The 18,453-nt window shown below is 74.3% G+C and carries 15 protein-coding genes; 5 read left to right on the top strand and 10 right to left on the bottom strand.

Translation table 11 applies throughout. From position 1 onward, the window contains the following. Positions 1-30: 30 nt before the first annotated feature. From J4557_RS42770 to J4557_RS42780, 3 genes are all read right to left on the bottom strand, one after another. Complete coding sequence (locus tag J4557_RS42770; RefSeq protein WP_208272551.1) at positions 31-414, bottom strand: SSI family serine proteinase inhibitor; 384 nt, start codon at positions 412-414, stop codon at positions 31-33. Between the two features lie 171 nt (positions 415-585). Then, a complete protein-coding gene (locus J4557_RS42775) occupies positions 586-1,167 on the bottom strand; it encodes a sigma-70 family RNA polymerase sigma factor (protein ID WP_208272552.1) in 582 nt (193 codons plus the stop codon). 487 nt (positions 1,168-1,654) lie between these two features. Then, the gene (locus J4557_RS42780) at positions 1,655-2,374 is read right to left on the bottom strand and encodes a TetR/AcrR family transcriptional regulator (RefSeq protein WP_208272553.1); all 720 of its coding nucleotides are present in this window, start codon (positions 2,372-2,374) and stop codon (positions 1,655-1,657) included. Between the two features lie 192 nt (positions 2,375-2,566). On the opposite strand from J4557_RS42780, the gene J4557_RS51320 reads away from it, so the two are divergent. The 3 genes from J4557_RS51320 (at position 2,567) to J4557_RS42795 (ending at position 8,400) form a co-directional block, all read left to right on the top strand. Continuing rightward, positions 2,567-5,197 carry a SpoIIE family protein phosphatase gene (locus J4557_RS51320; protein WP_208272554.1) on the top strand — a complete coding sequence of 877 codons (2,631 nt, stop codon included), beginning with the start codon at positions 2,567-2,569 and terminating at the stop codon, positions 5,195-5,197. 130 nt (positions 5,198-5,327) lie between these two features. Beyond that, entirely contained in the window at positions 5,328-6,257 is a 930-nt protein-coding gene (locus tag J4557_RS42790) for a hypothetical protein (RefSeq protein WP_307800530.1), read from the top strand. Positions 6,258-7,647: 1,390 nt separating this feature from the next. Then, a complete protein-coding gene (locus tag J4557_RS42795) occupies positions 7,648-8,400 on the top strand; it encodes a hypothetical protein (RefSeq protein ID WP_208272555.1) in 753 nt (250 codons plus the stop codon). Here J4557_RS42795 and J4557_RS42800 read toward each other — a convergent pair whose 3' ends face one another. The 7 genes from J4557_RS42800 to J4557_RS42830 form a co-directional block, all read right to left on the bottom strand. Continuing rightward, complete coding sequence (locus tag J4557_RS42800; protein ID WP_208272556.1) at positions 8,401-9,282, bottom strand: hypothetical protein; 882 nt, start codon at positions 9,280-9,282, stop codon at positions 8,401-8,403. A gap of 544 nt (positions 9,283-9,826) precedes the next feature. Further along, complete coding sequence (locus J4557_RS42805) at positions 9,827-10,396, bottom strand: dihydrofolate reductase family protein (protein WP_208272557.1); 570 nt, start codon at positions 10,394-10,396, stop codon at positions 9,827-9,829. A gap of 266 nt (positions 10,397-10,662) precedes the next feature. Beyond that, positions 10,663-12,507, bottom strand: coding sequence for a sporulation protein (locus J4557_RS51325; protein ID WP_208272558.1), 1,845 nt, complete (start codon positions 12,505-12,507; stop codon positions 10,663-10,665). Positions 12,508-13,103: 596 nt separating this feature from the next. Next, a complete protein-coding gene (locus J4557_RS42815) occupies positions 13,104-14,498 on the bottom strand; it encodes a M16 family metallopeptidase (protein ID WP_307800531.1) in 1,395 nt (464 codons plus the stop codon). Further along, positions 14,495-15,754, bottom strand: coding sequence for a M16 family metallopeptidase (locus J4557_RS42820; protein WP_208272559.1), 1,260 nt, complete (start codon positions 15,752-15,754; stop codon positions 14,495-14,497). The genes J4557_RS42815 and J4557_RS42820 overlap by 4 nt, the downstream gene beginning before the upstream one ends. Before the next feature lie 272 nt (positions 15,755-16,026). After that, on the bottom strand, positions 16,027-16,380 hold the full coding sequence (locus tag J4557_RS42825) for an STAS domain-containing protein (RefSeq protein ID WP_208272560.1): 354 nt from the start codon (positions 16,378-16,380) through the stop codon (positions 16,027-16,029). A gap of 68 nt (positions 16,381-16,448) precedes the next feature. Further along, positions 16,449-17,066, bottom strand: coding sequence for an ATP-binding protein (locus tag J4557_RS42830; protein WP_208272561.1), 618 nt, complete (start codon positions 17,064-17,066; stop codon positions 16,449-16,451). 224 nt (positions 17,067-17,290) lie between these two features. Between J4557_RS42830 and J4557_RS42835 the strand changes: the two genes are divergently transcribed. Together J4557_RS42835 and J4557_RS42840 are read left to right on the top strand one after the other, a co-directional pair. Then, entirely contained in the window at positions 17,291-18,157 is an 867-nt protein-coding gene (locus J4557_RS42835) for a Sco1979 family transcriptional regulator (RefSeq protein WP_173096572.1), read from the top strand. Next, complete coding sequence (locus J4557_RS42840; RefSeq protein WP_372442232.1) at positions 18,154-18,408, top strand: DUF397 domain-containing protein; 255 nt, start codon at positions 18,154-18,156, stop codon at positions 18,406-18,408. Before J4557_RS42835 ends, J4557_RS42840 begins: the two co-directional genes overlap by 4 nt. Positions 18,409-18,453 lie beyond the last annotated feature (45 nt).

Consider the following 18,453-nt stretch of genomic DNA (forward strand, 5'->3'; position numbering starts at 1 on the left):
GGAGCTCCTCAGAACGCGAACACCGTGCCGTTAGAAGGCGAATACGGTCCCGGTGCGGGAGTGCATCACGCAGTCGTTGCCGTAGCGCGCGCGGAACGACACCGGTTCGCCGTGCCAGCGCCCCTTCGCCTGCGCCACGACGGGCGCGTAGACCTGGGTGCACATGCGGCCGTCCGGCGCGTGCGCGAACTTCCCGCCGGAGCCGTCCAGCTCGGAGCAGGCACGGGCGGGATCGGGGTGCCGCCCGCCCGGAGGGTCGCAGCGGAGGGTCACGGTGTGCGTGCTCGACGCGGTGCGCCCGGGATGGGTGAGCGTGAGCCGGAGGGACGTCGTGCCGCCTCCGTGGTAGTGCGCGGGAACGGCGGGCGAGAGGGCGATCAGCGCGCCCGCCAGGACGGCGGTGGTGTTCGACATGGCTACTCCCGATGGTCGGAGGGACCATCGCTCAATGTATCCATGTGACTACCGAACGTGCAGGGGAACGCACGATCCCGCGGTCACGGGGTAACCGCGGGATCGAGTCGGAAGGCGGGAAGGGCCGGGGCCAGGGGCGGGGGCGGGGCCCCCGGCCGGCGCCGCCCCGGGTCAGGCGGCCAGGATGTGCGCGGCGCGCTTGTGGCCCGCGAGGGCCTCGCGGAGCTGCTTGCGGCCGCGGTGCAGGCGGGACATCACCGTGCCGATGGGGGTGCCCATCATCTCGGCGATCTCCTTGTAGGCGTAGCCCTCGACGTCGGCGAGGTAGACGGCGTCCCGGAAGTCCTTCGGCAGCGCGCGCAGCGCGTCGATCACGTCGGAGTCGGGGATGCGGTCCAGCGCCTCGGACTCGGCGGACCGGAACCCGGACGAGTGCGCCTCGGCCTGCGCGATCTGCCACTCCTCCAGCTCCTCGGAGCCGGCCCGCTGGGGCTCGCGCTGCTTCTTGCGGTAGGTGTTGATGAAGTTGTTGGTGAGGATCCGGTGCAGCCACGCCTTGAGGTTCGTGCCCTCCTGGAACTGGTGGAAGTTCACGTAGGCCTTGGCCAGGGTCTCCTGGACGAGGTCCTCGGCGTCGGCGCTGTTGCGCGTCATCCGCACGGCGCTGGCGTACAGCGGGTCGGCCAGCGGCAGGACGTCGCGCTCGTAGCGCTCGGTGTTCTCGATGCGGACGGGCATGGTGACAGCGGTCATCGTCGCTCCCCGTGGTCGTGACCCCGTGAGGGGCCGGTTGCTGGCGCGTGCTCGGCGGCACGCGCGTGCCGGGCGGAAATGACCGCCCCCCGTACAGGTGGTACGCGCCACCGTTCCCGACGGGTTCGGGCCGGCGTTTGGCACGCTCCAGCGACATGGTCCTCGCGGGTTCGTGCTCGTCTCCGGGGGAGACGGTCCGGCGTGGTCGGGGGCTCGGCTTCGCGGCGGCGCGGGCCGGGCGGCGGGTGCGCGGGCCGGCGCTGCCAGGGCGACCCCGGGGTCCGGGACGTCGCGGGCCGTACTCGGTCGGGCGCATCCACGCTTCAGTGGCTTCCCGATAGGTAAGACGCCGGAACGGGGCCGGAAGGTTGCGTGGTGTCCGTCACATACCGTGGCGTGTCGGCCGGACCGGGGTCGAGGCGGCGCTATAAGCCCCCTGCCGGCGCCGAAACCAGCGAGGACGGGGTGAGCCGGCGAAGGTCCGGTGTCAGGGCGGCAGGTGGCCCGCCAGGACGGCCCGGACGAGCTGCTCGGCGAACTCCTCGGGGTCGTCCGGGAGCCGGGCGCCCGCCGCGACCGTCTCCGGCCCCGCGAGCCGGATCAGGAACGCGTGCTGCTGGCAGCCGCCGAGCAGGGCGGCGGCGATGGCCGGCAGCGGAGCCGCCGCCGACAGCCGTCCCGCCCGCCGCTCCGCCTCCAGGTAGCCGATCAGTGCCGCATGCCCGAGGACCGGCCCGGACGCCGGGCCCCCGGGCGGACCGGACGGCGGCCCGCCGGGGGATCCGGGCGGGAGCGCGGGGTCCGGGGCGCGGCCGGCGGCGGCCTCCCGCTGCGCCTGGACGGGCCCGTCCGCGCGCAGCCAGGCGATCAGGTCCGGGTCCGCGAGCACCGGCCCGATCATCGGCAGCAGCTCCCCGTAGAAGCGCACCATGCCGGCGGCCAGCCGGGCGAGGTTGCCCTCGACCGTCCCCTGGCCGGCGGACCCGGCGAGGGCCGCCATGGCCGTCCGCGCGGTGGCGGTGACCTCGCCCAGCGCCGCCGCGAACAGCGCGGTCTTGTTGGCGAAGTGGTTGTAGAGGCTGCCCTCGGAGACGCCGGCGCTCCGCGCGATCTCCTTGGTCGTCGCGGCGGTGACGCCGCGCTGCCTGATCACCTCGACCGCCGCCGCGAGGATGCGCTCCCGCATCGGCTCCTTGCCCGCCGCCACCCGCGCCACCTTCCCTTCCGTCGCCGGACGGTAGCACCCCAGCATACTGAGTGAGCGCTCACCCGTCATGGGCGGCCGCGACTCCTGCCGAGTTCGCGAGAACACGGGCGAATGTCCCTCACCCGAGGTAACGTCCCCTTCACCGTGGGTCGCCGGATGCAGTGAGCATCACCGCCCAGGGAGGGGCCCAGCGTGACCATCGCCGAAAACCAGCCGCCGCTGACCGGGGCCGCGGCGGCCCCGCCCGATCAGCGGGCCGGGGCCAGACCGCCCCGTTTCCTCGACCAGCCCCTGCTCGGCGTCGTGAGCATGGCCGCGTTCACGCTCAACGAGCAGGGCCGCATCAACCACTGGAACCACGCCGCCACCGAGCTCTTCGGCGCCGGCCCGCTGCAGGCCGCCGGCCGTTCCCCCGCCTCGCTGCTGCGGCTGCCGCAGGAGCACCGCGGCGCCTTCGAACCCGAGGTCTTCGGGCACGTCTGGTGCGGCGCCTGCATGGTGCCCCGCGCCGACGACGGCCGGGCCGCCGAGGTCGGCTGGTGGGTGTACCCGATCGAACCGGACGGCGACCGCGGCGCCCGCAACGTCCGCGTCCTCGCGCTGGCCGCCGACCTGCGCCGGCTCCGCGAGGACGGTCCCGGCCTGGCCATGGACGGCGTCCTCGTCGCCGCGCCCGACGGCGCCGCCCGGCGCGCCGCCGGAGCCCGGCTGCTGCGCGTCGAACCCGTCCTCGCGCCGCCCACGGACCAGACCGCCCCGGACGGCACCGCCGTCGAGGGGGCGCCCCTGGACGCCATGGAAGGGGCCGGCGGGGACGGTGTCGGCGGGGGTGGTGTCAGAGGGGACGTTGTCGGCGGGGACGCGCTCACCGGCAACGGCTCCGGACGCGGCGACGGCCCCCTCGCACGCCGCCTCGCCGAGCTGCTCCCCGCCGCCGGAGCCGCCGCCACCGAGGCCATCGTGTCCCGCGTCCTCGCGCTCGGCCAGCCCGCCGTCTCGCTCAGCGTCACCGTCCGGCTTCCCGTCGTCCCGCACATCGGCGACATGCCCCGGGCCCTGCGCATCCGCCCCCGCGCCGTCTCCCCGCACACCGCCGCCGCCGACCACGACGACCGGGACGGCGTCGCACCCGCCCCGTCCCGCACGTCCGGCGCGTCCGGCACGGACGAGAACGAGACCCTGACCTTCCTCAGCGAGGCCGGGCAGCAGATCGGTGGTTCCCTCGACCACCTCCAGGCCGCCCGCACCCTCGCCGAGGTCCTCGTCCCGCGGGTCGCCGACTTCGCCGCCGTCGAACTCCTCGAAGGCGTCGCCGCCGAGTCCGCCCAGCCGTCCGCCGACCTCGACGAGACCGCCGTGATGCGGCGCGTCGCCGTCGCCCACAACGACGAGCCCGGACACTGGGAAGGGACCGTCCCGGAGGGCGAGACGCTCGTGCTGGGGCGCGGCACCCCGTTCGTCCGCGCCATGCGCACCGGCCGCGCCGTGCACGTCCGGCAGGTCGACGCCGAGTTCGCGGCCCGGCTGTCCACCTCGTTCGGCGGCCGCGACCTGAGTCCCCTGCTCACCGGCCGCGACCTGCTGATCGTCCCGCTGATCGCGCGCGGCCGCGTGCTCGGCACCTTCAAGCTGCTGCGCAAGCCCGACCGGCCCGGCTTCGACGACCTCGACCTCGCCATGGTCGACGAGCTCGCCCGCCGCGCCGCGCTGTGCGTCGACAACGGCCGGCTCTACCGGCGCGAGGTCCAGGTCGCGCAGGAGCTGCAGCGCAGCATGCTGCCCGCCGACCCGCCCGAGGTCCCCGGCGCCCGCGTCCACTACCGCTACCGGCCCGCCGGCCAGGCCGCGCAGGTCGGCGGCGACTGGTTCGACGCGTTCCCGCTGCCCGGCCGCCGCCTCGGCATCGTCGTCGGCGACGTCATGGGGCACGGCCTCACCTCCGCCGCGATCATGGGCCAGATGCGCACCGCGGTCCGCACCCTCGCCGTCGAGGACATGCGCCCCGACCTGCTGCTCCGCCAGCTCGACGCGCTCGCCCGGCGGCTCGGCGAGGGCTACGTCGCCACCTGCCTGTACGCCGTGTACGACCCGGTCGCCCGGCGCTGCAGTTTCGCCAACGCCGGGCACGTCCCGCCCGTCCTGGTGTCGGACGGCGGCGAGAGCCGGGTGCTGCCCGTCCCCGCCGGCCTGCCGATCGGCGTCGGCGGCGAACCGTTCGAGACCATGGAGATCGAGGTCGAGGACGGCTCCCGGCTCGTCCTGTGCACCGACGGGCTGCTCGAACGCCGCGACCGCGACATCGACCAGGGCCTCGAAGAGCTGCGCGCCCTGCTCGCCGGGCCCGACCGCCCGCTCGACGCGACCTGCGACGCCCTCCTCGACGCCCTCGCCACCACCGCCCCCGCCGACGACATCGCCATCGTCGCCGTCGGCCTCGACGGCATCCCCAAGGACGACGTCGCCGTCTGGGAGCTGGAACCCGAGCCGAGCATGGTCTCGCGGACCCGCGCCCAGGTCGCCTTCAAGCTCGCCGAATGGCGCCTCGACGCGGTCGCCGACACCGTCCAGCTGCTGGTCAGCGAGCTGGTCACCAACGCCCTGCTGCACGGCGCCGGGGCCATCGTGCTGCGGCTCATCCGCGGCGACGCCCTGCTCTGCGAGGTCTACGACGACGGTCAGGACATGCCCCACCTCCGGCACGCCGACGCCACCGCGGAGTCCGGGCGCGGCCTCCATCTCGTCAGCCACATCGCCGCCTGCTGGGGCACCCACCGCACCGACGGCGGAAAGGTGGTGTGGTTCGAGCACCGCCTCCCGGAGTGAACCCGGTGGTCGGGGGTTCGCCTCCCACCGGTGGGAGGTAACTGTCCCCTCTGCGACAGATAGTTTCCCACGGCCCCTTCCGTTGAGATCGATAGTGTCGAAGCGCATCAACGGTCCATCGGGGGACGAAGTGGGCGAGAAGCTGACCCTGCCGGTCCCGGAGACCCTCTACGCCACGTACGCCGTCGTGCTCACCGCGCCGATCCCCGACCCCGGCGAACTCGCGTACGACGAGGTCGCCGCCCGGACCCGGCCCCCGCTGCGCGACCTCGTCCTCGGCATGCTCGGCAGCCCCATGGTCACCCTCGACCAGCGGCCCGCCGGCGAGTTCCCGCCGCTGCCCGCCGACCTCCTCGCCGCCTACGGCGCCTCACCGGCCGAACTCGCCGCCCTCGACACCGCCTCCCACATCCTCGCCGTCCGCGCCGCCTACCGCCCAGGACACCCGCCCGCCCACGAATGGGCGGCCCGCACCGTCGCCGGGGCCGTCGCCGCCGCCCGCTCCGCCCCCGTCATCGACGTGTTCACCCCGCAGATCCTCGCCCACGACCACCTCACCCGCTCCCTGCCGGAGCCCGACGGCGCCGTCCGGCTCACCGACTGGATGCTCCTCCCGCACACCTCGGGACCGCACGGCTTCTGGTTCGCCACCAAGGGCCTCGCCCGGTTCGGGCTCCTCGAACTGCAGACCGAGAACGTCCCGCCCGCCCTCGTCGTCCCCTGGGGACGCCTCCTCAACGGCCTCGCCCGCCGCGTCCTCGACCTCTGGCAGGAGCGCCTCCCCGCCGGCGAGCAGCCCCTCGTCGTCGACCTCCCCGAGACCGTCTCCGTCGGCCTCCAGGACATCGCCGCCGCCCAGGGCACCGACGAGCCCCTGCGCCGCGAGGTGGCCGTCCGGCTCCGCCTCGACACGCCCGGCGAACCCGGCGCGCCCGCCGAGCCCGACACGCCCGGCGAGGCCGGCGAGCCCGTCCTCACCGTGCTGCCCGCCGGCGACGGCCCCGACCGCCTGGAATCCCTCTGCGCCGTCCTCTTCGGCGCCCAGGACGGCCGCCGTTGACCTCCGTCCCGCTTGCCGAGCCCCGCGTCCAGAGCGCAGGATCGTCACCGTGAGATTCGGCCCACGCGACCGTCCCGGACCCGACCCCGAAGACAGCGGTCCGCCCGCACCCCACCCCGGCGACGTCCACGTCGCGGGAAGGAGCAGGTCCCGCCCGGAGGAGCCCGCCGACTGGATCCCCGTCCCACCCCAGCCCGAGGCCCCGCCGCCCACCGCCGAATCGCCTTACCCGCCGGGCACATCTCCCTCACCGCCCCCCTCCTCCGCCGAGCCGCCGTGGACGCCCCGAGGCGCCATCGCCGGCGCCCCCGCGGACCCGCCGTCGTACGCGCCCCGAGAACCCTCGTCGTGGACGCCCCGCACGCCGGAGACCCCGCCCGCAACGCCGCCGTCCGCCCCCGCCCCGTGGACGCCCCACGATCCGGCGGCACAGCCCGCGGCGCCCTCGCCCGAGCCGCCCCCCATGGGCTGGACACCGCACGCACCGGAGACCCGCCCTGCGGCGCCGCCGTCCGAGTCCACCCCCGCCCCGTGGGGACCGCAGTTGGCGTCCCCCGCCGACCCGTCGGACGCAGGCTCCCCGCAGTGGGCGCCGCACGTGCCGGAGGCGCGCCCCGCGGAGCCGGCCTCGGAGGCCACCCCCGCCCCGTGGACGCCCGAGGATGCTGGGGCACGTCCTACGGACTCCTCACCCGCACGCCCCGCCGAGCCGGCGGCCACAGAGCCCGCGGATTGGACGCCGCGCGATCCGGCGCCGTCGGCCGAGCCACCTGCCGGCTCCGCGCCGGCGCCGTGGTCGGCCCGCGATCCGGGTCCAGGGGCGCCGTCTGAGACGTCCGCCGAGTCCTCGCAGTGGGCGCCGCACGTGCCGGAGGCGCGCCCCGCGGAACCGTCCCCGGAGGCCGCCCCCGCCCCGTGGGGGCAGCAGGCCCCAGGCGCGGAGACGGCGTCTCCCGAGGCGACGGTGTCCTCCTCCTCGCCGTCCAGGCCGCCGGAAGTGCCGTCGTCCGAGGGCTCGCCGCGCTCGGAGGCGCCGCAGTGGGCGCCGCACGGGACGGGCGTGCCGGTTCCCGAGGAAGACGCCGTCGATGCAGCGCGTCCAGAGGACGAGCCGGAGCGGTGGGTCGTCCGGAAGCCGGGTGGCCTGCGGTCCGGAGCCCCCGAAGGCCCGGCGGACACGCGGAGCGCCGGACGTCACGAACGCCCCGCCGCCGATGCCGACGAACCCTTCCTCCCCGGTAAGGGCCTCTCCGCCGAACCACCGCCCTCCCTGACGAAACCGGACGTGACACGGCCGGAGATCGCGCGGCCGGGCCGGGGGTTGTCCGCCCAGCCGCCGTCCGCCGCGCAGCCGCCCGCCGTGCCGCCGCCGGCGCCCCCGCCGGGACCCATGACGGATCCCGGACGCCGCAGGGCGCTGGCCGACGCGTTCATGATCGAGTTCGTGGGGAGCACCACCTGGCGGGCGATGCTCGCCGTCCTCGAAGGCGCGTTCCCCGGGCTCGGCATGGCGGCGGCGCTCTCGGGCCGCGCCGACGAGATCCGCGGCATGACCGACGGCCTGGACCGCACCTCGTCGTCCAAGCTGGGCCTGCCCACCTGGCTCGACGACGCCGGCATGGTCTTCGACCTCAGTGCGCACCTCAACGCCCGCAACGCGCCCCGGACGCCGCTGCGGGCGCGTCCCGGGCAGCCGCGCGCGTCCAGACCGTACGCGGGGGCGTTCGTCATCGACACCCTCGACCCGCTCCGCTACCACCGCGCGGTGGGCGGCCCCAGGGCGCCCCGCGACCTGCCGGAGGACGCGGCGCTGACGGCGCCGTCCGAGATGGGGGAGGACGACGACAGCGGCGTGGTCATCGTCGCGAACCTCACCTCGGCGGGCGTGCGGGTCCTCGACTCGCTGACCCTCTGGCGGTACGCGGGACGCGTCGTGACGAGCACGCTGCACGAGCCGTCGCGGCCACGGACCCGGGGCCGTGCCCGGCGCGCCCTGCGGGCGCTCCGGCGCGTCGTGGTCATCGACCCCGATCTGGGCGTCGGGCTGTGCCTGCAGACCGATGCCGGGCATCCGCCCCGCTGCCTACTGGCGTTCGGCGTCGACCGGACCGACGGCGCCCCGCCCCGGTTCGTCCGGCCCTGATCACTCGTCCGGACGGAGCCAGGACAGATCGGCCCGCCGGTCGTCGGGGAGCTCGCGGAGACGTCCCGCGAGCTCCCAGGGCTCGGCGGCGGGCGCCTCGCCCGGCAGGACGCCGCAGAGCAGCGTGCTCCCGGTCCGGACGACGGCGAACCGGCCGAACCGCGCGATCCCACCGCCGCGCAGGTGCGCCAGCTCGCCGAGCAGGGCGCTCAACGCACCCGGGTCCTCCGCGTTGATCAGGGTTCTGACCTGGGTCAACAGGTCCTCGGCGAGGTCGTCGGCGCGGCGGCCGGACAGGTAGTAGACCGTCCCCAGGTAGGAGCCGTCGGCCGCCTGCGGGGACCGCTGGTCGCGGACGCGCACGCGCAGCCCCCACTCGGCGGCGCACCGCTCGTAGGCGTCGGCGAGCAGCGCCTCGGCCTCCCCCTCCTCGCTGAGCAGCAGCCCGGGGACGACGCCCTCCTCCCGGTCGACGCGTTCGAGCATCTCCCGGTGCAGCTCGTGCACGTCCTGCTCCACCGTGTCCAGGGAGCGAGCGAGCGCGTGCTGCGCCTCCCGGTCGAGGCCGAGACCGGCCAGTTCCCCGGCGAGGTCGGCGGTCTCCTTCTCCAGCCGGTCGATCCGGCCCGAGAAGGTCTCCAGCCGGTCGAGGATCTCCGCGGACGCGCCGTCGGGCAGCGGCTGCGGGATCGGGATCCCGGACGGCTCGGCCGCCGCGGCGACCTCCGTCTTGAGCGCTTCGTGGCGTTTGACGAGTTCGGACAGTTGGGCGCGCAGTTCGCGCACGTCCGCCTGTGCTTGCGGGAGGCGCTTGTCGGAAGCCAGGTAGAGCTCGCGTCCGGCGATCGCAAGGCAGAGCAGGACCAGGATCACGGTGGTCATGTGACTCCTCGGGAGGCGGGCTGCCCTCTCGACCCTAACCATCCGCGACCCGGTTGGCCGAGACCGCGCCACATCCGGTCCGAAACACCCGCCATGTCCACCCCCACCCGAACCGCCACACCCCCCACAACCCCGACCGACAGCCCGACGGCACCCCCACACCCCCAGCCACCCCCACCGGCCGCCCTCACCAGCCACTCATGTCGGCCCGTCCTCGCCGGCCGCTGCCGCCGCCCACCGTCACTGACCACCCGCACCGCGCTACCGTCACCGCACGCTGTTGAGGGTGCTGTCGCCCGCCACCCTCACCAGCCAAACGCCGAACGCTACCGCTGGCCCGCCGTCGACCGCCCACACCGGCCGCAGCCGCCCGCCGTCACTGGGGCCCTCGCCGGGCGACCGCTGGCCCCTCGTCCGCGGCCACCCTTCTCGGGCGCCGTCAGCGGCCACCATCACAGCGGTCACCGCTGCTGGCCGTCCACACTGGCCATCCTCGTCGGGCGTCAGCCGTGGGTGCCGGCGCCGGCGCTGCCGTCCGGCGGCGTCATTCGGGCGGCTGGTCACCCGCGACGCGGTAGTCGAGGAGCACGAGACGATCGTCGATCACGGTGGTCGTGGCGAGGTCCAGGTCGAGCGCGGGCAACTCGGCGAAGACCGGCTCCTCGCCCTCGGCGCCGTGGATCATGGGGAAGAGCATCACCCGGACGCGGTCGACGAGGCCGAGCGTGAAGAGGCTGCGCACCAACGACGGGCTGCCGATGGTCCGCATCGGAAGCCCGTCCTCCATGGCCTTGAGGCGTGGCACGGCCGTCTCGAGCGGCTCGTCGACCAGCGTGGTGTTCGCCCAGGCCAGCGGCAGTCGAAGCGACTTGGAGAAGACGACCTTGGGCAACTCGGTCATCCGCGGGAAGGTCGGGTCGTCGCCGGTCGCGACGATCTCGGCCATCCTCCGGTACGTCTCCGCGCCCATGAGGGTGACGTGTTCCTGCTCGAGTTGGCCGTGTATCCAATCGAAGAGCCCTGGGCCTTCATACCCCCAGTACGCCTTGGGTCTCGGTCCGCCGCCGCCGTACCCGTCGACGGTGCTGAACATGTCGACCACCAGCTCACGCATCGGCCCTCCCACCAGGTCGTCGTGACACGAGATGGAGCGTTGACGTCCGTTTTCGTCCTGTGCAGACCGTGCGGGCAGCCCGGACTCATCGGTCTGCGACCAGCGGTGCGCATCGGCCGGGCCTCCTGGCGACCTCGCGCCTCGTGGTGCTGAGACGACTTGCTCACCCCGCGGTGCCCGCCGAGTCCAGCGTGCCCCTCGAGTAACACGTACCTGCCCGGCGGTGAGGGCCGCCGAACGCTCGACCGACCTCCCGAGCGGGAAGGTCAGCCGAAGAGGCCGCCCAGCAGGCCGCCCAGGACTTCCGCAGCGACATCGCCGGCGATATCACCGGCGATGTCGCCGGCCACGTCTCCCATGGCGTCCAGGGCCATGCCTCCGGCGACACCCGCCACGACGGCACCGCCGACCAGGCCGGCGGTGGCGATGCCGGGACCGTGGCGGTAGTGGCCGTGATGCCCGTGGTGTCCATGATGGACGTGCATCGGCGGCGGATACGGCGCGGGACCGGGAGGCGCGGGCGGCGGCTCGCCCGGCGCGTAATACATGGGGCCGCCGGGCGCAGGCGGCGGACCCGGTGGGGCAGGCGGTGGGCCTGGTGGCCCGCCATGCCCCGGACCCGGAGGCGCGGGCGGCGGGTAGGGAGCGGGTCCAGCGGCATGCTGACCAGGCACGTTGCCGGGCATCCCGACTCCAGGCGCGCCGCCCGGCGGCATCCCGGCGGCAGGAGCCCCGTGCGGTACGCCGCCCGGCGGCATACCAGCGCCCGGACCGCTGTTCGGCGGCAGCCCGGGACCGGGTGCGCCGCTCGGAGGGAAACCGCCCGAGGCTGCGCCGTGCGGCGCGGGGGGCGGCGGGAAGCCGGATGCGTGGTTCGCGGCTCCTGGAGACCCCGGCCGAGGCGGCGGGAACGGGGTGCCCTGCCCCGGCGGGACGCTCGCCGCGGGGGGCGCGCCCTGCGGCTGGTGGCCGGGGCCGCCTGGCGGGGGAGCGCTAGGCGGATACCCGGGCGCGGCGCCGTGGCCGCCCTCGCCGGGTGGGTGGCCGAATGCGGACGGACCGAACTCGCCGGGCGGAGGCGGAGGGAAGCCGGGACCGGACGGCCCTGGGGCACCGGACGCCGGATAGCCCGCGCCGCCCGGCGGTGGGAAGGGCGGGGCGCCGGCCGCGTGACCCGGGCTCTGCAAGGGCGCCGGGGGCGCGCCGGGAGCCGGTCCGGGTGGTGGGAACTGGGCGTGACCCGCGCCGCCGTACTCGCCGCCCGGGGACGCTGGGCCCGGAACGGGCCGCCCAGGTGAGGGCGGGGGCGGCGGAAAGGTCACCCCGCCGTAGACGGACCCGCCAGGCGGCGGGCTCGCGTGGGCCGTCCGGGGGAGCGCGGCGGCCTCGTCGAGCCACTTGCCGATCCTGGTGTTCCAGTCCGTCTCGGCGGCTTCGGCGTGCCCGACCTTGAACACCCCGAACGCCTCGTCGGACGGGGCGGTGCGGTCCTCGGCGCGCAGGACGAAGGCCACCTCGCGCGGGCTGGCGACGAAGGTCAGCCCGATCTGGTCGAGCCGGCCCTGGAAGGCGGACGGCGGCGCCAGGTGAATCTCCTGGTGGAACGGCAGGTGCCGCGAGACGCCCCGGAGTTCGGATTCCTCGAACGTGACGTGCCTGATCTGGAAACCGAGCTGCGCGATGGCCGCCAGCACCCACTGCTGGGATTCCAGCGGCTCGACCGAGATGGGGTCGATGTCCCCCGGATCGGGCTGTCCGGCCACGTCCACCTCGGTGCACAGCCCGATGGTGAAACCGGGCAGTTCCCGTCCGAGGACGGTGGTGAACGGCAGCTCGTACGGCAGCGGGATGGAGAACGACAGGTCCCGCTGCCGTGCGGGCTCCAGCGTGAAGCGGCGGGTCAGCGCGCCGCGGTAGACCTCCGGGCCCGCCGTCTCGCCGTGGCCGTCGCGCATGCGCGGCATCAGCGCCAGCGTGACGTGCCGTACCTCGAGGGGACGGTCGCCGCCGCGCACGTGGACCTTGCCTGCCACGACGCCGCCCGGCTTGCAGTTCGGCTCCGCGAGGATCGTGTCGACGGACGGCCCGCCTGCCATCTGCCCGTAGGACACCGGCCGTTCCCTTCTCCCGACGCGCGGGGCGTGCCCCCGCGAATGTCAGACGGATTCCACCATGCCATCGGTTCGCTCGCCCCGCCTGCCCGTGCCGCCTGTCCGTGCCGCCGGTCCCCGATGGCGAGACCGCAGCCGCCGTTGGGCGTGCCTGGCGCCCAGCCTTGGGTCGGTGCCCGTCGGCTCGTGCCCTCGCACCGTGCCGCCGGTCCCTGGTGCTGAGTCCGCGGCCCCGGTCGGGGTCGTGCACGTCGGCCCGGCGCGGGCGCATGCCCATCGGCCCCCTCCGGAGCCGTGCCGCCGGTCCCTGGTGCGGAGGCCCCGGTGCCGTCGGGTCGTGCCCGTTCGCACCGCGCTGTCGACTCGTGCTTTCAGTCCGTGGCGCTGGGACTGCGGCCGCCGTAGCTAGTGCCTGTCGGCTCGTGCCCGTCGGCCTGGGCCCATGCTGGGACGTTCCGGCGGTGCCGCTGCGGTTGGGCTCCGGCGCCGCCGCCGGCTGGCCTTCGCCGGGCCGTGCTGCTGGGCCGTGTCGCCGAGCTGTGGGGCCTGGGCCGCGGGCAGGCGAGGGCGAGGGCGAGGGCGACGGCGGGCGGTGGTCACTCCTCCTTCGAGGTGACGGTGACCGGGGCGTAGCCGAGCTTCTCCAGCGGTTCGCGGATCTGCGCGGCGTCGCCCACGGCGATGATGGTCAGCGCCTCCGGGTCGATGTGCTTGTTGTAGGTGCGGGCGACGCCGTCCGGGGTGGACGCCCGCACGGCCGCCAGGTAGTTGCTGGGGTAGTCGGCGCCGAGCCCGCTGGCGGACGCGTCGGCGAGTTCGGCGGCGACGGCGCGGGCCGTCTCGTACTCGGCGGGCGCCCGGTCCGCGAGGGCGCGGACGGACGAACCGTGCTCCTCGGCGTCGATCCCGCGGGAGATGATGCTGCGCAGCCCGGTGAGCGCGTCCGCGACCGCGTCGGCGGTGACCTCGGTGTGGACGGCGCCCTGGGCGATGAACAGCCCGCAGTGCCGCATGCGCAGCAGTCCCGCGCGCACACCGTAGGTGTAGCCCTTCTCCTCCCGCAGCACCGCGTTGAGCCGGGACGTCAGGCCGCCGCCCAGCACGTGGGAGGCGACCACCAGGGACGGCCAGTCGTGGTGGGAGCGGTCGGGCACGCCGTGCCCGAGGGCGAGGTAGGTCTGCACGGAACCGGGACGGTCCACCACGACGATCCGGGCGGCGGAGTCGGGCATGATCCGGTCGGCGGTCGGGAGCGGTCCGCCGCTGCCGGTCCAGCCCTCCAGCGCCGCGGTGAGGGCCGTGTCGGCGTCGGTGCCCGCCAGGTCGCCCGCGACGACGGCGGTGGCCTCGGCAGGCACGACCGAGGCGTAGAAGTCGCGGATGTCGGAGCCCTGAAGCGCGCCGACCGAGGTCCGGGTGCCGCCGGTCGGCCGGGACGCGCGGGCCTCGGCGGGGAACATCGCCGCGCGCAGCTCCCGCATGGCGCGGGAGCCGGGGTCGGCGTCCTCCTGCGCGATCTCCTCCAGCCGTTCGCGGACGAGGCGCCGCACGTCCGCGTCGTCCAGCGCGGGACGGCGCACCACCGAGGAGAACAGCTCCAGGGCGGAGCCGAGCCGGGTCACCGGGACGTCCAGCGCGATCCGCAGCGCGGTCAGGTCGGCCGAGGCGTAGAGGCTGGCTCCGAGCCGCTCGAACGCGGCGGTCAGCGCGGTGCCGCCGCCGGGCTCGGTGCCCTCCAGCAGCGCGTGCGCGGTGAGCGTGGCGACGCCGTCCAGGTCCTCGGGCTCGCGGCCCGCGCCCGAGTGCAGCACGAGCCTGACCGCGGCGAGGCTGCGGCCGGGCAGGTCGACGCGCAGGGTGGCGGGCCCGGCGGGGATCCGGCCCGCGGTGCCGGCCGGGAACGCCCACGGCGGGACCGGTCCGGGCACCGGACGGGGCTGGAGCGCGAGGCCCGCGGTACCGGGAGGCAGGTCGGGGCTGGGACCGGTCACGACGGCGTACCTCCGTAGGTCAGGGCGGTGCGGCCGCCCGGGGCGAGCCAGCGGCCCGCCATCTCCTTGATCGCGTCCGCGGTGACGGCCGCGGCCCGTCCCGGGGCGGTGAAGACCCGGGCGGGGTCGTCGAACTGGGTGGCGTTCTGGGAGAGCGCGTTGGCCAGCCCGGTGACCGTCTCGGTCTGCTCCAGGAAGCCCCGCTCGGCCTGCGCGGTGGCGCGGGCGGTCTCGTCGGCGTCGGGGCCGTCCGCGGCGAACCGGGCGAGCTCCTCGTCCAGCACGGCGGCGATCTTGTCCGGTTCCGAACCGATGGCGTCCACGATGGCCAGCGACTGCCCGGTGGCCAGCCGGGTCACCCCCGCCCAGACCTCCGTGGCGATCTGGTCGCGGCGGACCATCCGGTCGTAGAGGCGCGAGCCGGATCCGCCGCCGAGGATCTCCACCGCGAGCTCGGCCGCCTCGATGTCGTCGCCGCCGTCGGCGGGCAGCGTGAACATCGCGAAGTAGGCGGGGGAGGGGACGTCCTCGTCGAGGGTCTCGCCGCGCACGCCGGAGAGGGGGCCGAGGTCGCCGGGCCGGGGCGGCGGCTTCCGCGGGCCGGTGGGGATGCCGCCGAAGTACCGTTCGACCGCCGCGATGGTCTTCTCCGCGTCGACGTCCCCGACGACGGACAGGACCGCGTTGCCCGGCGCGTACCAGGTCGCGAAGAAGTCGGCGCAGTCCTCGAGGGTGGTCGCGTCCAGGTCCTCCATGGACCCGATGGGGGTGTGCGCGTAGGGGTGGCCATCGGGGAAGGTGAGGGCGCACAGCCGCTCGAACGCGGTGCCGTAGGGCTGGTTGTCGTAGCGCTGGCGGCGCTCGTTCTTCACCACGTCGCGCTGGTTGTCGAGGTTGGCCTGCGTGAGCGCGGCGGGCAGCGTGCCCATCCGGTCGGCCTCCAGCCACAGGGCCAGTTCCAGGTGGCTGATGGGGACGGTCTCGTAGTAGTTGGTGCGTTCGAAGGAGGTGCTGGCGTTGAACGCGGCGCCGGCGCTCTCCAGCAGCGCGGCGTGCTCCCCTTCGGCGACGTTGGCGGAGCCCTGGAACATCAGGTGCTCGAAGAGGTGGGCGAGGCCGGTCCGGCCGGCCCGCTCGTGCCGCGAGCCGACGCCGTACCAGATGTTCACGGCTGCCAGCGGTACGACATGGTCCTCGCAGACCACCACGCGCAGGCCATTGCCGAGCGTGTGCTCATGCAGCGGCTGTTCTGCCACGGAGCGCTCCCGTCCGTTCGATGATCGGCTGGCGGACAGCACCGCGCGCGTCGGATGGGCCGAGCCCAGGCGGCGGGCTTGATCTCTGACTCACCGTACCGGTTGCGACCGGGCACGGCGTCTTCGCGGCGAACTGTGGATAACTCCACGGCACGCCACCCTGAATGTCAGGAGAAAAGCCGACAAGTCGATCGGAGAAGCGATGCTCGGGAGCCCTCCGCCACCGCGCCGGGGGCCGGACCCGGGGAACCGCGGCGGCCGGAACGCGGCGATCAGGGCGCGGCGGCCTCGTGGGCCGCGATGGCGTCCTCCAGCGACCGGTGCAGCACGAAGATCTTGGTGAGCTGGGTCACGTGGAAGACGCGCCGGACCCGGTCGTTGACCCCCATGAAGGACATGGAGCCGTCGCGCGCGCGGAGCCGGTGGTAGATGCCGACCAGCACGCCGAGGCCGGTGGAGTCGAGGAAGGTGACCTCGCCCAGGTCGATCACGAGGTGCAGCCCGCCGTTGTCGATGATGTCGAGCAGTTCCTCGCGCAGCCGGGGGCTCGTGAAGACGTCGATCTCGCCACTGATCTTCACGACGGTGAGACCTTTTTCGACGCGGTGCTCGACGGCGAACTCCACCGTTGCTCCCTCTCTGCCGCTCGTCGGGGGGACAGTCCCCTATACCCAGTGGGACGGGACGTTATCCCTCAGGGGGAACGGAACAGGGCCCACACGATCTTCCCGTGGGAGAGGGTGCGCCACCCCCACCGGACGCTGAACGATTCGACGAGATGCAGTCCGCGGCCCGTCTCGGCGATGTAGTCGGGCTCCTTGCGGCGGGGCGCGGCCTGGCTCGCGTCCATGATTCCGCACAGCAGCCAGGGCTTCTGGTGCACGAGCCGCAGCCGGATCGCCGAAGGCGCAGAGCCCAGCGGGTCGGCGGGGTCGTCGTACACGCCCTCGCGGTGCACGTCGTCGCCCGGCCGCCCGCAGGTGGCCCTGCCGCTGTGCCGCAGCGCGTTGGTGACGAGTTCGGAGACCACCAGGGCCACGTCGTCGGCCAGCTCGGGCAGACCCCACTCGGACAGCCGGGAGAGCGCGAAGTGCCTGGCCTCGGTGACCGACTCGGGGTCGGGCCGGACGATGAAGGAGGCCGCCGGCCCGGTGGGCTCCGTGAGCGCGGTCACGGCCGCGTCGAGGCGCGGAGGGAGGTCGCACGACTCGGGTATGGGCGTCGAGTGCACGGCATGGTCCCGCGGGACCGCCGGCCCCGCGAGGGAGCCGAGTTCCCACCGCGTGTCGTCGTGCGCCTGGCGTGACGTCATTCCCCGGACCCCGCAGAGTGATCTCGTTGTGCAGCCGTGGCTCGGAAGTCTCGTGCGTTATCCTGCGCATCGTAGCGTGCGAATGCAAGGCCCAATGCACGTGCATCCGGGTTGTGGGGGTGTGGGGCGACCGGGCTGCACGCGGATGATCGGAGGTAACCGCAGGACACGGAGGCCAGTGGCACACTAGGTTCGCTGTCCGCCGAATAGCCGGGAGGTTGGGCGTGACTCCAGAGACGCCGGGAAGCGGGTCGACGGTTCGTCGGATCCTGCTCGGGTCGCAGCTGCGCCGTCTGCGCGAGCAGAAGGGCGTGACCCGTCAGGACGCCGGCTACGTCATCCGCGCGTCGGAGTCGAAGATCAGCCGCCTGGAGCTCGGGCGCGTCAGCTTCAAAGAACGCGACGTGGACGACCTCCTGACGCTGTACGGCGTCGGAGACAAGGCCGAACGCGAGGCGCTGATACAGCTGGCGCGGGAGGCCAACACCCCTGGTTGGTGGCACCGGTACAACGACGTGCTGCCCGGCTGGTTCCAGACCTACGTGGGCCTGGAGGAGTCGGCGGCGTTGATCCGCACGTACGAGCTGCAGTTCGTCCCGGGACTGCTGCAGTCGGAGGGGTATGCGCGTGCGGTCATACGCCTGGGCAACGCCGGAGCCGCCGAACACGAGATCGACCAGCGCGTCGAACTGCGCCTGCAACGGCAGGAACGGCTCACCGGCCCGGACGCCCCGCGTCTGTGGGCGGTCATCGACGAGGGGGCGCTGCGGCGTCCCATCGGCGGGCCGGAGGTGATGCGGGGCCAGTTCGAGCACCTCATCGAGATGTCGAAGCTGCCCAACGTCACCATCCAGATCATGCCGTTCAGGTTCGGCGGCCACGCCGCCGAGGGAGGGGCGTTCACGATCCTGCGCTTTCCCGAGCAGGACCTGCCGGACGTGGTTTACGTCGAGAACCTCACCGGCGCCATGTACCTGGACAAGCGCGACGACGTCGACACCTATCTGCAGGCGATGGAACGCCTGTGCGTCGACAGTGCGACCCCGGAACGCACCGTCGAGCTTCTTGGTGATTTTCTCAGAGAGACATGATGCTCCAGACCGACTACGACAACGGGATGCCCGCGACCAAGCTCCACGGGGCGCGGTGGCTGAAGTCCCGGCGAAGCAACTCCCAGGGGAACTGTGTAGAGATCGCCGAGCTGCCCGGTGGGCAGGTCGCGATGCGCAACTCCCGCCACCCCGAGGGCCCGGCCCTCATCTACACCCGCCCGGAGATCGAGGCCCTCATCCTCGGTGCCAAGGACGGGGACTTCGACCACCTCATCGCCTCCCGCAACTGACACTCCTGGAAAACCGCCAAACAACGCCGTCCGGCCGCACAGGGG

Origin of the sequence: Actinomadura nitritigenes (assembly GCF_017573545.1) — a bacterium.
In the GTDB taxonomy this organism is placed as follows: Bacteria; Actinomycetota; Actinomycetes; order Streptosporangiales; family Streptosporangiaceae; genus Spirillospora; species Spirillospora nitritigenes.

Excerpts from the sequence above, each read along its gene's own strand:
- J4557_RS42840 (WP_372442232.1), top strand. The coding sequence starts at position 18,154 with ATGATGCTCCAGACCGACTACGACAACGGGATGCCCGCGACCAAGCTC.
- J4557_RS42770 (WP_208272551.1), bottom strand. The coding sequence starts at position 414 with ATGTCGAACACCACCGCCGTCCTGGCGGGCGCGCTGATCGCCCTCTCG.
- J4557_RS42795 (WP_208272555.1), top strand. The coding sequence starts at position 7,648 with ATGACGGATCCCGGACGCCGCAGGGCGCTGGCCGACGCGTTCATGATC.
- J4557_RS42775 (WP_208272552.1), bottom strand. The coding sequence starts at position 1,167 with ATGACCGCTGTCACCATGCCCGTCCGCATCGAGAACACCGAGCGCTAC.
- J4557_RS42830 (WP_208272561.1), bottom strand. The coding sequence starts at position 17,066 with ATGACGTCACGCCAGGCGCACGACGACACGCGGTGGGAACTCGGCTCC.
- J4557_RS42805 (WP_208272557.1), bottom strand. The coding sequence starts at position 10,396 with ATGCGTGAGCTGGTGGTCGACATGTTCAGCACCGTCGACGGGTACGGC.
- J4557_RS42800 (WP_208272556.1), bottom strand. The coding sequence starts at position 9,282 with ATGACCACCGTGATCCTGGTCCTGCTCTGCCTTGCGATCGCCGGACGC.